The organism is Mesobacillus sp. ABV4_180, from assembly GCF_056158485.1.
In genome coordinates, this window is the sequence record NZ_JBSWTJ010000001.1 from 2,007,547 (window position 1) to 2,020,645 (window position 13,099).

General features: G+C 40.8%; 13 protein-coding genes. 12 read left to right on the forward strand and 1 reads right to left on the reverse strand.

Annotation, left to right across the window (positions count from 1 at the left end; genetic code table 11):
- Positions 1-125 precede the first annotated feature (125 nt).
- From mnmH to odhB, 4 genes are all read left to right on the forward strand, one after another.
- A complete protein-coding gene (mnmH, locus tag ACXAEA_RS10215) occupies positions 126-1,184 on the forward strand; it encodes a tRNA 2-selenouridine(34) synthase MnmH (RefSeq protein WP_475095780.1) in 1,059 nt (352 codons plus the stop codon).
- Between the two features lie 138 nt (positions 1,185-1,322).
- Complete coding sequence (locus tag ACXAEA_RS10220) at positions 1,323-1,559, forward strand: hypothetical protein (protein WP_475095781.1); 237 nt, start codon at positions 1,323-1,325, stop codon at positions 1,557-1,559.
- 247 nt (positions 1,560-1,806) lie between these two features.
- Positions 1,807-4,662 (forward strand): 2-oxoglutarate dehydrogenase E1 component, encoded by a 2,856-nt coding sequence (locus tag ACXAEA_RS10225; protein WP_475095782.1) that lies wholly within the window; start codon positions 1,807-1,809, stop codon positions 4,660-4,662.
- A complete protein-coding gene (gene odhB / locus ACXAEA_RS10230) occupies positions 4,649-5,959 on the forward strand; it encodes a 2-oxoglutarate dehydrogenase complex dihydrolipoyllysine-residue succinyltransferase (RefSeq protein ID WP_475095783.1) in 1,311 nt (436 codons plus the stop codon). The genes ACXAEA_RS10225 and odhB overlap by 14 nt, the downstream gene beginning before the upstream one ends.
- Before the next feature lie 72 nt (positions 5,960-6,031).
- Here the strand turns inward: odhB and sda are convergent, their stop codons facing one another.
- Positions 6,032-6,166: a sporulation histidine kinase inhibitor Sda gene (gene sda, locus ACXAEA_RS10235; RefSeq protein WP_475095784.1), complete on the reverse strand. Its 135-nt coding sequence runs from the start codon at positions 6,164-6,166 to the stop codon at positions 6,032-6,034.
- A gap of 282 nt (positions 6,167-6,448) precedes the next feature.
- On the opposite strand from sda, the gene ACXAEA_RS10240 reads away from it, so the two are divergent.
- From ACXAEA_RS10240 to ACXAEA_RS10275, 8 genes are all read left to right on the forward strand, one after another.
- A complete protein-coding gene (locus tag ACXAEA_RS10240) occupies positions 6,449-7,582 on the forward strand; it encodes an MBL fold metallo-hydrolase (RefSeq protein ID WP_475095785.1) in 1,134 nt (377 codons plus the stop codon).
- A 508-nt stretch (positions 7,583-8,090) separates the two neighbouring features.
- Positions 8,091-9,740, forward strand: a complete 1,650-nt coding sequence (locus tag ACXAEA_RS10245) for an AMP-binding protein (RefSeq protein ID WP_475095786.1) — start codon at positions 8,091-8,093, stop codon at positions 9,738-9,740.
- A 265-nt stretch (positions 9,741-10,005) separates the two neighbouring features.
- Positions 10,006-10,551, forward strand: a complete 546-nt coding sequence (locus tag ACXAEA_RS10250; protein WP_475095787.1) for an N-acetyltransferase family protein — start codon at positions 10,006-10,008, stop codon at positions 10,549-10,551.
- A 180-nt stretch (positions 10,552-10,731) separates the two neighbouring features.
- Entirely contained in the window at positions 10,732-11,001 is a 270-nt protein-coding gene (locus ACXAEA_RS10255; protein WP_475095788.1) for a hypothetical protein, read from the forward strand.
- Positions 11,002-11,140: 139 nt separating this feature from the next.
- Positions 11,141-11,809 (forward strand): SOS response-associated peptidase, encoded by a 669-nt coding sequence (locus ACXAEA_RS10260; protein WP_475095789.1) that lies wholly within the window; start codon positions 11,141-11,143, stop codon positions 11,807-11,809.
- Positions 11,810-11,914: 105 nt separating this feature from the next.
- Positions 11,915-12,118, forward strand: coding sequence for a hypothetical protein (locus ACXAEA_RS10265; RefSeq protein ID WP_475095790.1), 204 nt, complete (start codon positions 11,915-11,917; stop codon positions 12,116-12,118).
- A 70-nt stretch (positions 12,119-12,188) separates the two neighbouring features.
- On the forward strand, positions 12,189-12,395 hold the full coding sequence (locus ACXAEA_RS10270) for a DUF6501 family protein (RefSeq protein WP_475095791.1): 207 nt from the start codon (positions 12,189-12,191) through the stop codon (positions 12,393-12,395).
- A gap of 115 nt (positions 12,396-12,510) precedes the next feature.
- Positions 12,511-13,095, forward strand: coding sequence for a GNAT family N-acetyltransferase (locus tag ACXAEA_RS10275; RefSeq protein ID WP_475095792.1), 585 nt, complete (start codon positions 12,511-12,513; stop codon positions 13,093-13,095).
- Positions 13,096-13,099 lie beyond the last annotated feature (4 nt).

Below are 13,099 nucleotides of genomic sequence, written 5' to 3' on the forward strand. Positions count from 1 at the left end.
AGCGGTCATTTTTTATTTTTCAGGCTGGAAATAATCAAAGGCATAATAGTGAAATCTATCTTCATTTTAGGTAAAATAGAAAGATGGCAGTTTCACATTTACGACCATGGAGGTCAATTAGAATAATGAAAGACATTTCAGTACAAGAATTAGTAAACTCAAATCAATATATACCAGTAGATGTCAGGGCGCCTATCGAACATAAAGAATCGGCAATCCCTGGATCGGTTAATATACCGTTATTTACAAATGAAGAAAGAAAAGAGATTGGTACAATTTATAAACAATCCGGTCAGGAAGCAGCTAAATGGCGTGCGATGGAGATTGTATCGCCCAAAATTCCTGAATTGCTCGGTGAGATTAAGGATTTAAAGAGCACTGGAGCTGAACCAGTTATCCATTGCTGGAGAGGCGGAATGAGGAGCCGGTCGGTTGCAGCTTTCCTGGAATATGCCGGAATACCCTCAATCAGGCTTGAAGGCGGCTACAAAGCATACCGGGAGTACATTTTAGAGCAAATTCCTGAACTGCTGCCTGAAAGGGCAGTAGTTTTACACGGCATGACTGGGACAGGAAAGACAGAAATCCTGAGGGCTCTCCAGGAAAAAGGATTCCCAGTAGTTGACCTTGAACAAATAGCAAATCATCGTGGCTCCATTTTTGGAATGATCGGCATGGGAGAAGCCCACAACCAAAAAACCTTCGATTCATTGCTGTTCAAGCGATTAAATGAAATCAAAGGCTCTGACTATTTCATTATCGAAGCGGAAAGTAAAAGAATAGGGCGGGCTGTCCAGCAGGAAGAAATGCTTGAGAAAAAAACAAATGGCATCCATTTCCTTGTAAAAAGCTCGATCCCCAATAGAGTTGAACGAATCTATGATGAATACGCAGCCCCATTTAAGAACGAAGCATGGTTCGTAGAGGAAGTTAATGAGAAGGTCTCGAAGCTGCTAAAGAGAGTCAATCAAGATGCAGCATACTCACTCCAGACTGCGCTTAATGAAAAAGATTACAAAAAGATGATTGAATTGTTGCTCGTTCACTATTATGATCCACGTTACGGCCATGCATTACAGGGATATAATGGCCCCTTCACTGAAATTGATGCAGACAATCCGGATTCATTATCGGAATTGGAAAAATATATAAAATTAAGGGTTTCTGACTCAACTTCGGTTTAAGGATTTAAGAAAATGGTTATTAAAAAGGAGAAGGCATTAAAATATGCTTTCTCTTTTTCATTACTTTTCTGTCACTGAAAAATTCCGAATATTCGACATATAATAAGTGGAAGGATTAACGGAACAGGAGGATGAACTATGCGAGAATCTAAGTCTTGTCATCACCGTTTCTCATTGCATGAGGAAAATGTCGGGTTTACAACGAATGATGGAGTCGATATTTTCAATGCAGGATCGAGATTTCAAAAATCCATAACATGTGGCCATATGGAATTGCCAATTGAGCCAAATGAGATGATTGAATCGAACCAAACCGAAAAAAGAAATAATTTATTTGCCCCAAAAAATATGTTTTTTACAATGATGAGCCTCTAAACTAAACCGGTTAAGCCGGTTTTTTTTTGTTTGTTTTATAATTTTACTGAAATAATAAAATTCCCTATATAAGTTTACACTATTTTGATAGTCAAAACCTTTGGTTAAAAGATAATATCATGTTAAAATAACAATGTAACCGTTTGAAATCAGAATAATAATATTATTCTTTGAATTAATCGTTAAATTTTTTTTTGACAGGGTAACAGATAATTAGCACATTCAGATTGGGTAAGGAGGTTTTACAGTGAGTAAGCCAGCTTCAGGCAAGGGAACATCCTGGCCGGGATTCCACGGTCCAAACCAGGGATATGTGGAGGAATTATATGAAATGTTCCTTGAGAATCCAGAATCAGTCGACCCGGAAATCAGGGAATATTTTGAGCAGAATTCAAACAATCAATCTATTTACATGGCTGAGGAGCTTGAAACGCTTCCTGCAGCAAATGGATACAGGAATCCAGAAAAAATTGCAGCAGTTTTAAGATATGTTGACTATATCCGTTCATACGGGCATTTGTCCGCCCAAATATACCCTTTGGAATTTGTCGGCGGTGATTTACCGCTAGAAGATTTTAATAAATGGGGATTATCAGAATCAGATTTAATGGACATACCTGTCAACCTGATTTGTCCGGATGCTCCTTACACTGTTAAAAATGGAAAAGAAGCATTTGACTACTTAATAAAGGTTTACTCGAATACGATCGCTTATGAATTCCATCATGTAAATGATATGAAGGAAAAGGAGTGGCTCCGTCAAAAGGTGGAGTCTGGCAAACTGATTCCAAAGATTGAGAATGATAGAAAGATCGGTCTGTACGAGCGCCTGACAGAAGTCGAGAATTTTGAAAAGTACTTGCACCGGACTTTCGTGGGCCAAAAAAGGTTTTCGATTGAAGGATTGGATGCAATGGTGCCTCTGCTTGATGAAGTAGTAGCAGGTGCAGTGAACAGCGGAGTAGAAACGATTAATATTGGAATGGCTCACAGGGGAAGGCTGAATGTACTTGCCCATGTATTGGGTAAACCGTATGAGATGATTTTTGCGGAATTCCAGCATGCTCCCAACAAAGAATTGGTACCATCTGAAGGGTCTATTGGAATCAACTTTGGCTGGACAGGAGATGTGAAGTATCATCTCGGTATTGACCGCAAAATAAAGTCGGATAGCATTGCCAATGCAAGACTGACTCTCGCTAATAACCCGAGCCACCTCGAATTTGCAGGATCGATTGTAGAAGGATTTACACGTGCAGCACAGGATGAAAGGAAAGACCCTGGATACGCAAATTACAATCCAGTAAAGGCTATGGCAATCTTGATTCATGGAGATGCAGCCTTCCCTGGGCAGGGAATCGTTGCTGAAACTCTTAATTTGAGCCGTTTAGTTGGATACAAAACAGGCGGCACGATCCATGTCATCGCAAATAACACAATCGGGTTTACCACGGAATCAATGGACTCCCGGTCGACCCGTTATGCAAGTGATCTGGCAAAAGGGTACGAAATCCCGATTATCCATGTTAATGCTGACGACCCGGAAGCATGCTTGATGGCGGCAAAACTGGCATTTGAGTACCGCCAGGCTTTCGGAAAAGATTTCTTGATTGACCTGATTGGATACCGCCGTTTCGGACATAACGAGATGGACGAACCAATGACCACAAATCCTGAAATGTATAAGCTTGTCAATAATCATCCAACAGTCAAGACACTATATGGGAACAAACTCTATGAACAAGGTGTTATGACAAATGAGAAAAGAACCGAAATAGAAGAGAACGTTTCTTCCAAGCTCACAGCAGCATTTGAGAAGGTTCCCAAAAAAGTTCATGAGGTGAAAAATGAACCAGACATCCCGGACGTTGTTGAAATGGGAATCCCTCAGATTGATACCGCGGTGCCAATTGAAATTTTAAGAAAAACAAATGAAGAGTTACTAAAATGGCCAGAAGGATTCAACGTTTTTAATAAACTGGAAAAAATTCTGCTTAGAAGGAAGGATGCTTTCTCGGAGAAAGGAAAAATTGATTGGGGCCTTGCAGAAACTCTTGCATTCGCTTCAATTCTTAAAGATGGAACACCCATCAGGCTGACAGGACAGGATTCAGAGAGAGGAACTTTCGCACAGAGGAATCTTGTCCTGCATGACACCGAAACTGGGGATCAATTTTCGCCGCTACATGTTTTGCCTGGAGCCAAAGCGTCATTCTCTATTCACAACAGTCCATTGTCAGAGGCTGCTGTAGTTGGCTTTGAGTATGGTTACAATGTATTCGCTCCAGAAACATTAGTACTTTGGGAAGCACAATACGGTGATTTCGCGAATGCCGCACAAGTATTGTTCGATCAATTTGTCGCAGCAGGCAGAGCGAAATGGGGTCAAAAGTCTGGCCTTGTTATGCTCTTGCCTCACGGTTATGAAGGGCAGGGACCAGAGCACTCAAGTGGAAGGGTGGAAAGATTCCTGACACTTGCGGCTGAAAATAACTGGACGGTTGCCAACCTTTCATCCGCGGCGCAATACTTCCATATTTTAAGAAGGCAGGCTGCGATTTTAGGACAGGAGGCAGTAAGACCATTAGTTTTGATGACTCCAAAAAGCTTGCTCAGAAATCCTATTGTTGCTGCTGATCCGGAACAACTGAGTGATGGCAGCTTCAAACCAATCGTAGAACAGCCGGGTCTGGGCATGCATTCAGAACGAGTAGAGCGTGTAGTCTTGTGCACTGGCAAAGTGAGCATTGATATTGCTGAAAAAATTGATCCGGCTGAGCATGACTGGCTTCATGTGCTGAGAATAGAGGAAATCTATCCATTTCCACTTGAATCTCTAAAGGAAAAATTAGAGCGCTTTCCTAATCTCAAAGAAATAGTTTGGGTTCAGGAAGAACCGAAAAATATGGGCGCCTGGACATTTGTTGAACCAAGAATCAATGAAGCAGCACCTCATGAGCTTGAGGTTTCATATATCGGACGCAGAAGACGTTCAAGCCCGGCAGAAGGAGATCCGAACATCCATAAATTAGAACAGGCTCGTATTGTAAGAGCTGCACTGACAAGGACAAATGGAGGAGGAAACGAAAATGGCAGAGATTAAAGTTCCTGAATTAGCGGAGTCCATAACTGAAGGAACGATTGCCCAATGGCTGAAGAAAAAGGGTGATCAGGTTCAGAAAGGTGAATACGTTGTTGAGTTGGAAACGGATAAAGTCAACGTAGAGATTATTTCTGACTTTGATGGAGTTTTGACGGACCTCCTCGCTGAAGAGGGAGATACCGTTAAGGTTGGGGAAGCTATCGCGATTGTTGGTGAGCAGGGCATCACAGCAAGCGGAAAGCCGGATAGCGGCAGTAACACCGCTGAAACAGGAAGAGAGACTGAATCTCCTGATGAGCCAGTAAAAGAAGAGCAGCCAAAAACAATTGATTCGAATAAAAGCAATGAGCCTTCAGGAACAAATCAATCAAGTTCCCAAGGTTCATCTGAGCGAATTATTGCTTCACCTGCTGCAAGAAAGCTTGCAAGAGAAAAGGGGATCGATTTGAATCAGATATCATCCCAAGACCCGCTTGGCAGGGTCAGGAAACAGGATGTGGAATCCTATTCTCCTGAGCAAAAAAGTAAACAGCAGTCTGGGGCTCAAAGTACTCAAACATCAAAGCCTGTCCCTGCAGCCAAAACTGAAAATGACAGCCGAGTTGAACGAATCAGGATGTCAAGAAGACGCCAGACGATCGCGAACAGGCTGGTCGAGGTCCAACAGACAGCGGCAATGCTGACAACATTCAACGAGGTCGATATGACCGCTGTAATGGAGCTAAGGAAGAAATGGAAAGACCGGTTCTATGAAGAAAACGATGTCAGATTAGGATTCATGTCCTTTTTTACAAAGGCAGTTGTAGCTGCATTGAAGAAAACTCCATATTTGAATGCAGAAATCCAGGGTGATGAAATCGTTCTGAAAAAATTCTATGATATCGGAGTAGCTGTCGCAGCAGATGATGGTCTTGTTGTTCCGGTCATCAGGGATGCAGACAGGAAGAATTTCGCAGAGATTGAACGGGATATCAATGATCTTGCTGAAAAGGCACGTTCAAATAAACTCTCTCTAAGGGACCTTCAAGGAGGAAGCTTTACAATTACCAACGGAGGGGTATTTGGATCATTGTTATCAACGCCAATCATCAACGGCCCACAGGTGGGAATCCTGGGAATGCATACAATTCAGCTGCGTCCGGTCGCGATTGACAAAGAGAGAATGGAAAACAGGCCAATGATGTATATTGCCTTGTCTTATGACCACCGTATTGTTGATGGCAAGGAAGCAGTTACATTCTTGAAACGAATTAAAGAATTGATGGAAGATCCTGAATCATTATTGCTTCAGGGGTAAGAAAATAAAATGCACTGCCGTAATCAACGGCAGTGCATTTTTTGCTTTCTGGTTCCATACGTCCCCTGACAATTAACGGTTCTTAAATGGCTTTAGTCCTCTTTTAGATATTTCTGTCTTTAAAACCTTTGCCCATTCTTTATCATTTTCCGACTTTAATGCATCACGATACGAGACCACCAACTGTTCATTGCTCATAATTTTCATTTGCATTCCTCCTCGGTAAGAATGGATTGAATTTTCAAACTATATTGTATAGTTTCATCCATTGTAATGGTTTATTAAGAATTTGAAAACCCATTATGAAGAATTTTTTTTAGAAATATTTAACATAATTTTTATATAGTCTCAATGTAAAAAACACCATTTTCACAATATAAAACAAAAAAAGCTTGCATTTTATTTTTTGCCATAATAATATATACCCATAAGGGTATCTTATGGGGATTGGATACTTATGAAATATTCATATCATTGGGAGGAATAACAATGGGAATGCAAGCTATTACTGCAGAGAAATTAAATGAATGGGTAGTAAAGAAAAAGGAATTCTTTATCTTTGACGTAAGGAATGAAAAGGACTTTGTAGACTGGAAGGTAGAAGGGGAACACATTCAATACCTAAATATTCCTTACTTCGAATTGATTGATGGTGTCGAGGAAGTGGTTGATCAGCTTCCTAAAGATAAGGACATCGTTGTAGTTTGCGCTAAAGAAGGTTCATCTGTCATGGTGGCCGAAATGTTATCTGATGAAGGTTTCGAGGTTTCCTACCTTTCTGGCGGGATGAAATCCTGGAGTGAATACCTGTATCCAGTGGAAGTGTATAAGAATAATGAAATTAAAGTTCTTCAATTCATTCGTGTTGGAAAAGGCTGTCTTTCTTATATGGTCCTGTCAGAAAATGAAGCATTGGTAATTGATCCTTCAAGGTTTACAGACCGTTACAATGCAATTGCAGAAAAAGAAAATGTGAAAATCACACACATTGTAGATTCGCATTTACATGCTGACCATTTGTCCGGAGGAAAACTGCTGGCTGACCTTACTGGTGCGCAATACTACCTGATGAAGAGCGAAGGAGCAGTTTTCAACTTTGAAGCACTGGAGCAACATGATAAAATTGAATTTGAGAACATCACACTTGAGGTATTGGCCGTTAAGACTCCTGGTCATACCCCTGGCAGTGTTTCCTTCTTTGTGAATAATAAACTGCTATTTTCGGGAGACACGATCTTTGTCAATGGTCTTGGCCGTCCCGATCTCGGCGGAAAAGCTGCAGAATGGGCAAAAGACCTGTATGAAACTGTTTATAGCAAGGTATCTCAAATCGCAGATGATGTTATTGTATTGCCAGGGCATTATGCAAGCTTCGATGATGAAGTGAATGCTGAAGGTTTCATTGGAAGCCAGTTAGGTTTGATCAGAAAGCAAAATGAAATGATGGAAGGCAAAACAATTGAAGAATTTGTCGACCATGTTGCACAATCAGCATCCAGCGATACACCACCAAACTTTGAGGATATCGTCGCGATCAATCGTGGTGTAAAAGAAGTGACAGCTGACGAAGCGATGGAGCTTGAAATCGGTCCAAACCGCTGTGCTGTCCACCACACACACTAAGACAATATTAAAGAGGAGAGCATCGCTTTCCTCTTTTTAAGTCTATTTTCAGCAGGTGTCCTGACTCCCATGCATGTGAGGTGAGAAATTTGGAAAAAGACAAGAAAAACCATTGTGCAGGAGGATCCTGAGGCATTGGACCAAAACGTACTGGTGATGACGGAAAAGGAAAATTTTCAGGATTTCCGCCTATATGACCAGGCACGTACATATGGCTCCTGGCAGGAGTCATCTATTTGATATCAAAATTGTTTTAGAATAAACATCCTCCTCCCGCGACAGGGGAGGAGGACAAAATCAGTAGAAGCTTTTATACAAGATGCCAAGGAATATGACCAAATATATATTTGGCGTACAAATGAAATTAGCAGGGGAGATTCCCCTGTTTTTTTTATATTTTTTTGGGAAAAGGAAGGAATATATTTTTAAAATATTGAATATTCAAACAGGGATGTTATAGTAAGTGGGAAACGCTTACATATAAATACTATATTTAGGAGGGGAATAGATGGACAATCTACTGCCATACACTGTGGGGGAATTACTGGAAGTCCAGGCGAAGACATATCCTGAACATGAAGCTGTTGTCTATGCCGACCGAAACCTGAGAATGAATTACCAAGAGTTCAATGAATTAAGCCGTAAAGCGGCCAGAGGACTTATGAAGCTTGGGGTAAAGAAAGGTGAACATTTGGCTGTATGGTCTTCAAATACACCAGAGTGGGTGGTAACCCAGTTTGCAACAGGTAAAATAGGTGCCGTACTTGTAACAGTAAATACAAATTACAGAACCGCAGAATTGGAATATCTATTAAAACAATCAGATTCAACAACCATCATCCTGATGGAGCAATTTAAAGACGCTTCATATATCGACATGGTGTACGAAATAGTTCCAGAGCTAAAGAACAGCGAACCCGGTAAGCTTGAAAGCAGCAGGCTTCCGTTTTTGAAAAATGTCATCGTCATGGGTGAAAAACGGTTCCCGGGAACGTTTAGCTGGCAGGATATCCTCGATATGGCAGATGACGTTACAGATGATGAACTGGACCAGCGTATGGCCACTCTCAAACAGAGCGAAGTCATCAATATGCAATATACATCAGGTACCACTGGCTTTCCAAAAGGTGTCATGCTGACCCATAGCAATATTATAAACAATGCGTACAATGTTGCCTCTGCAATGAAGCTAAAAGATAATGACAGGCTATGTATTCCGGTTCCATTCTTCCATTGCTTTGGATGTGTCATGGGCACGCTAGCCTGTGCAACGGTGGGAGCGACCATGGTACCTGTCCAGGAATTCAGCCCAAAAGCTGTGCTTGAAACAGTCGAGAAAGAGAAGTGTACAGCACTTCACGGAGTTCCGACGATGTTCATTGCAGAGCTGAATGATCCAGAATTTCAAAAATACGACCTTTCATCCTTAAGAACGGGTATCATGGCTGGCTCCAACTGCCCGATTGAAGTGATGAAGGCTGTTAATGAAAAAATGGGTGCTACGGAAATTACGATCGCCTACGGACAAACAGAAGCTTCTCCGGTAATAACGCAGTCAAGAACGAATGACCCACTGGAGTTAAGAGTAGAAACCGTTGGTAAAGCTCTCCCTCAAGTTGAAGTAAAAATAGTTAAACCCGGGACGATGGAGGAAGTGCCGAGAGGAGTGCAGGGAGAGCTATGCACCCGTGGCTACCATGTAATGGAAGGTTATTATAAAAATCCAGACGCAACGAAGGAGGCCATTGATGAAGAGGGCTGGCTGCATACGGGAGATCTTGCTGTAATGGATGAGAATGGGTATTGCCGAGTGACAGGCAGATTAAAGGATATGATCATTAGAGGCGGAGAAAATATCTACCCTCGTGAAATCGAAGAATTCCTATACAGCCATCCAAAAGTGCTTGATGTCCAGGTCGTCGGTATACCAGACAGTGTCTACGGCGAAGAAGTAATGGCATGGATTATACTAAAAGAAGGCGAAACTTCCACCTCGGAAGAAATTAAGGAATATTGTAAAGGGAAGATTTCCAAACACAAAATCCCTAGATATATCGAATTCACAAAAAGCTACCCAATGACCGCCTCCGGGAAAATACAGAAATTCAAGCTAAGAGAACAGGCCCTTGAAGCCGTGGAAGAACTGAAGAAAGTTTAAAATTTAGGATGGAGCCTAAGGACTCCATCCTTTTTTAGATTCAGGGATTCATAGTAGCTATTGTGTGTAATTAGCCTAATAAGAAAAAGCAGATTTATCACGGTGATGGAAGATCAAACATGTAGTTGAAGCAGAAAAAAGGGGGATTTCCAGTGATGGATTTTAGACAATTTGCTCGTATTTGAATTTTTCTCTATACAATCAAACAACTTATCACTAAAATTAACTATTGGATATTTATGCTAAATAGGGATAGGTGAAATAAATGCTGATTACTGAGAAAGGCTTCAATGTCAAAAATCTTACTTATACGATCAGGTCTGCAATGGAGACGGATGCAAAGGCTTTGTCTGATTTGAGACTTAAGATCGATGGTGAAACTGAAAATCTTGACCGGGAACCAGGGGAAGGATTTATCGATGCACAGGGGTTTGAAGCACTAATTAAAGCAGACACCAGCAGCGCCAGGAACCTGTTTCTGGTAGCAGTAACAGATGGTAGGCTAGTAGGTTTTTCAAGGTGTGAAGGTTCAGAATTAAAGAGGTTCACCCACAAAGTGGAATTCGGTGTAGGGGTATTAAAGGAGTTTTGGGGCTATGGAATCGGCAAGAAGCTTTTGCAGGAATCAATTGCCTGGGCAGATGCCAGTGGTATTAAAAAAATGACACTGAACGTGATGGAAACAAATGAAAGTGCCAAAATTCTCTATGAGAAGCTTGGATTTGAGGTAGAAGGTGTATTAAAGAATGACAAGCTTCTTTCTGACGGTAAATTTTATAATAATATCTTAATGGGCAGATTTAAAGATTGATATCTTGCTTTTTTTAGTTTGGCAAATTTTTTACTCAATTTTACGAAACTTACAATAACATTTTGAACATTTTGTTACAACTACTTCTGTTATATATTAATTAATATCATAACTCCCTATAATATAGTGTATATACCGTCTCCCATCATCGTTGGGCGGGGGTTTTGGAGGTATGATTGCATGAAATGGCTCTGGGTATTAATACTGTCGACCATAAGTGTCTTATTCCTCATTAAGGGGATTGAGCTTTGGGCGGTTATTGACCATGTGGATGGAGACGGGATCGGAATAAGCTTTTTAGGATTGAGCATAAGCGATAGTGTGCTGAATGAAAGCATACCTGGATATGCTTTAGGCTTTACGGTAGCTTCGGTTATCCCTGTCCTTGTCGCAATGAATATAGCTTTAAGAGTAAAAGTGAAAAAGAGGATAGACACAAAGAATATTTAGATAAGCCAGATTGAATTTATAAATCCGGCTTATTTTTTTTTACATGTCTCTGTTGAAGGGGAAATCGATAATTGGATGTTATTTCCTGACAATTAGGGGAATTATAAAGATAAAAAGCTATACATGGAGGAGAAGCGAAATGTGTGGTCGTTTTTCATTGTTTGAATCAATCGATTCATTGAAGGAACAATTTAATTTCGAGTACTTCGAGGACTTGGATGCCCGATATAATATAGCTCCTGGACAGGATATTTTAACAGTCATAAGGCAGGGCGATCAGCGAGCAGGCACACGGATGAGGTGGGGATTGATTCCATTCTGGGCAGATGATGAGAAAATCGGCTTTAAAATGATTAATGCAAGAGCAGAAACTGTTGACGAGAAGGCCAGTTTTAAGAATGCGCTAAAACAAAGGCGCTGCCTGATCGTAGCAGATGGTTTCTTTGAATGGAAAAAAGAAGGCAAACAAAAGCAGCCTTACCGGTTTGAGATGAAAAATAAAAAGCCATTCGCTATGGCTGGCCTTTGGGAAAACTGGAACAAGGACGGAAAAAGTATCACATCCTGTACAATAATTACTACAACGCCCAACGATCTTACTAAGGATGTACACGATCGGATGCCGGTGATTCTTCCGGAGGACAAGCTGGAAATATGGCTTGACCGCTCGATGGATAAGCCTGAAGAGCTTAAAAAGCTGCTCGTTCCTTATCAAGCAGAATTAATGGAAAGTTATCCGATCTCAACAGCTATTAATTCAGCAAAAAATGAAGGGCAGGATCTTATTTCGCCAATCAACAGTCTTTAAAAAACAATTCCTTTTCAACCTGGATGTTTAATACAAGTCTTCATGGTGGTATATAAAGACACAGCCAAACACCAAGATGAAAACATCCTGGAAAGAGGGGTTAACATGAATGGATTTACTAAAACAGGATTTTATGAACTGATTTATAAAAGTGAACGTTTTTCTTTTTTACAGTATATACGCAAAGATGTCATTTGTGATGTTTGTTATATAACGTTAAAAAATGTGATTACAGGAGAAACACTGACCTTCGATCAATCAGAAATTCGCGGTTTGCATATTGCGGGTGAAGAAGCGAATGCAAGCTAACTATTGCTAATTGGATCGCCTTTTCTTTATACTATAGGGTATGATACTCATTTAAAGGAAGTGGCAGAAGATGATCCATACGAACTGGCACGAACGCGAAACGATCAAAAAACTCAAATGCGTTCACACAGAAGCAAAAAAATACATCGTAAACAACAAACTGACAACAGGAAATTTGAATGATGTGAAAAATGAAACAGAAGAATTTTATTTCATTGTAGATAATTCCGGCAAAGTAGGCGGTTACTACAAAGAGTATTTCGAAGAAGTAGAATAATGGCGAAGGCTGTCAGGGATATCTGGCAGCCTATTTTAATATCTCAATGATTCCCATGCTCATTTTGTGAGTGGTATGATAGTAGAAAAAATACTATTAAAATGGAGTGGGGAGTTTGGAAAAGAAATTCATGCTTGAAGGGGAAAAAGTGATTTTGATGCCAATGGAAATCGGCCAGTTGGATGGATTATGGGAGGCTGGCCAATGTCAGGAAATATGGGAATTCACTTCTTCAAAAATCAGAAGCAAAGACGACATGAAGACCGCAGTCGAAGCTGCTGTTGCTGAATGGAAGAAAGGTACTCAGATTCCATTCACGGTGGTTGACAAGAAAACTGGGAAAATTGTTGGCAGTTCAAGATATCTTGATATTTCCAATGTGCATAAAACCCTGGAGATCGGCTGGACCTGGTATCATCCTGACTGGTGGAGAACCAGCGTAAATACAGAAACGAAGTTCCTTATGCTCCAGAACGCTTTTGAAAAAATGGATATACATAGAGTCCAGTTTTGCACGGATGCAAGGAATATAAGATCTCAAAATGCAATCGCCCGCCTTGGTGCACAGAAAGAAGGTGTACTGCGCAAACACAGGATCATTGCTGATGGGTTTGTGAGAGACACGGTGGTTTTTAGTATCATCCAAGATGAATGGGCTTTGGTCAAATCATTGCTGAAGGAAAAAATGAACAGAGACTAGTGTT

Bases quoted from the DNA above. Each gene is read 5' to 3' on its own strand.
- mnmH (WP_475095780.1), top strand. From the start codon at position 126: ATGAAAGACATTTCAGTACAAGAATTAGTAAACTCAAATCAATATATA.
- ACXAEA_RS10220 (WP_475095781.1), top strand. From the start codon at position 1,323: ATGCGAGAATCTAAGTCTTGTCATCACCGTTTCTCATTGCATGAGGAA.
- odhB (WP_475095783.1), top strand. From the start codon at position 4,649: ATGGCAGAGATTAAAGTTCCTGAATTAGCGGAGTCCATAACTGAAGGA.
- sda (WP_475095784.1), bottom strand. From the start codon at position 6,166: ATGAAAATTATGAGCAATGAACAGTTGGTGGTCTCGTATCGTGATGCA.
- ACXAEA_RS10240 (WP_475095785.1), top strand. From the start codon at position 6,449: ATGGGAATGCAAGCTATTACTGCAGAGAAATTAAATGAATGGGTAGTA.
- ACXAEA_RS10245 (WP_475095786.1), top strand. From the start codon at position 8,091: ATGGACAATCTACTGCCATACACTGTGGGGGAATTACTGGAAGTCCAG.
- ACXAEA_RS10250 (WP_475095787.1), top strand. From the start codon at position 10,006: ATGCTGATTACTGAGAAAGGCTTCAATGTCAAAAATCTTACTTATACG.
- ACXAEA_RS10255 (WP_475095788.1), top strand. From the start codon at position 10,732: ATGAAATGGCTCTGGGTATTAATACTGTCGACCATAAGTGTCTTATTC.
- ACXAEA_RS10260 (WP_475095789.1), top strand. From the start codon at position 11,141: ATGTGTGGTCGTTTTTCATTGTTTGAATCAATCGATTCATTGAAGGAA.
- ACXAEA_RS10265 (WP_475095790.1), top strand. From the start codon at position 11,915: ATGAATGGATTTACTAAAACAGGATTTTATGAACTGATTTATAAAAGT.
- ACXAEA_RS10270 (WP_475095791.1), top strand. From the start codon at position 12,189: ATGATCCATACGAACTGGCACGAACGCGAAACGATCAAAAAACTCAAA.